This is a genomic window from Stenotrophomonas capsici (assembly GCF_034961085.1).
Lineage (GTDB): Bacteria > Pseudomonadota > Gammaproteobacteria > Xanthomonadales > Xanthomonadaceae > Stenotrophomonas > Stenotrophomonas capsici.
This window is the reverse complement of record NZ_JAYFUH010000173.1, coordinates 1-1,720: the sequence shown is the minus strand read 5'-3', so window position 1 is coordinate 1,720 and position 1,720 is coordinate 1. Positions and strand designations below refer to the sequence as shown.

Here is a 1,720-nt window from a genome sequence, read left to right as displayed (position 1 = left end):
CAGCAGCGTCTTGCCCAGGCCGGGCACGCCTTCGATCAGCACGTGGCCACCGGCCAACAGCGCGATCAGGATCTGCTCGAGCACATCGGCCTGGCCGATGAAGGCCTGACCGACGGCTTCGCGGATGCGCTCGACGCGTTCGATCACCTCGGCGTTGCCCGGTGCAGGCGCGGGTGCCGCGGCAGGTGCGGGCGCGGCGGCGGGAGCCTCGCCGGGAAGGGCGGGCGGAAACGGCGTCTCGTTCATAGCTGGTTTCTCATCTGGATGAGCAGGCGGATGCGTTCACGCAGGGCGTTGTCGTCCCGCGAGGGGGGAACCTGCAGCGCGCTCTGCACGCGGGCGAGCGGCCATTGCAGGTGATCGGCGATGGCCTGGGCCTGGGCGTCGCCAACCAGGGCCGCGGCCACCGGTGCGCGGCGGCGCAGGCGGGCCAGAAAGGACTGGCGCACCGCGTCGTACAGCAGCGGTGACTTGCCGTAGCGATGCAGGTGTTCGCCGGAGGCGCGCACGTGCTCCAGCAGCGAGCGGCGGTCGCCGCGCGGGGACGGCTGCAGCGCGCCGAAACGCTGGCTGCGCGCCCACAGCCACGCCAGCAGGGCGAGCAGCAGCGGCAGCCAGACCGGCCAGCCCTGTTTGAGCAGGGTCCGCCACAGCGACGGCATCTGCATCTCGTAGACCAGGTGCGTGGTGCCCTTGCCGTAGTTGGGCGCCAGCACCAGCCGGGCCAGGTCGCGGTGCGGGATGTCGCGCAGGCCGGTTTCATATTCGCCGCGCCCGTTGCGCAGGAAGTCGGTGCTGCCCAGCACGTCGATGCGGCCGGTGCCGTAGCGCAGCCGCGCCCAGGCCAGCGTGGCATCCGTGCCGTCGCCCCAGCGGCGCTCGACCCGGGTGCTGCCATCCACGGTGAAGCGGTTGCCGGAGCAGAACTCCTTGTGCTCCTCCTGGCCGTTCACGCGCCATGGCAGGCAGCGTGCCGGGACCTCGCTGGTCTCCACGCCCAGCTGCTCCAGCAGGCCCGCATCGTCGCCATCGAGCTCCTCATCGGCCCCGGGCATCTGCAGGACCAGGTGCCCGCCGAACTGCACCCAGTCGAGCAGGCCGCTGACCTGCGGCGGCGAGAGCAGGCGCGGGTCGTCCAGCATCACCACGGTGTCGCCGGGCTGCAGCTTCATGTCGGCCAGGTCGAGCTGGCGCCGCGACTCGGCCTTCTGCCCGTCGCGGCGCAGGGTCTCGCGCAGGGCATACAGCGGGTTGTAGGTAGGCTCGCCATAGGCGGGCAGGGTGATCTCCTCCTTGCGCCGTTCGACGGCGGAGAACACCCATGCCAACACCAGCGCGCTGACCAGCACGCCGATGCCCGCGATCAGCCCGTAGCGCAGGCGCGCGCTCACGTGCGCCACCCGTACTGCCGGTGCAGTTCACCCATCAATGCCTCGAACTCGTCCTCGCTGGGCAGGCGGCCGGCATAGGCAGCGTACTGCCAGGTGCGCACCATGCGCGCGAACAGGGTGCGGTCGGATTCCTGCGGCATGCGCCGCGAGGCGCGCAGGCACTGCGCCTCGGTGGCGCCGGGTGGCAACACGATGTCGGCACGCTGGCCCAGCACCTCCACCGAGGCGCGGTACAGCAGGGCCAGTGCATGACGCGGCTTGCCTTCGCGCCACAGGCGGCGCGCGCTGCCCAGGATGTCCGGCGGCAGCACTTCGGGCACCAGCAGGGC

The 1,720-nt window shown here is 71.6% G+C and carries 2 protein-coding genes and 1 pseudogene; all 3 read right to left on the bottom strand.

What is annotated here, in order from left to right; genetic code table 11:
* Positions 1-246: pseudogene (locus VA603_RS10795) on the bottom strand (hypothetical protein); the annotation flags it as partial.
* Complete coding sequence (locus VA603_RS10790; protein ID WP_323438820.1) at positions 243-1,391, bottom strand: DUF4350 domain-containing protein; 1,149 nt, start codon at positions 1,389-1,391, stop codon at positions 243-245. The gene VA603_RS10790 and the pseudogene VA603_RS10795, both read right to left, overlap by 4 nt.
* The coding region (locus tag VA603_RS10785) for a DUF4129 domain-containing protein (RefSeq protein ID WP_323438819.1) at positions 1,388-1,720 on the bottom strand (333 nt) is incomplete at its 5' end. The genes VA603_RS10790 and VA603_RS10785, both read right to left, overlap by 4 nt.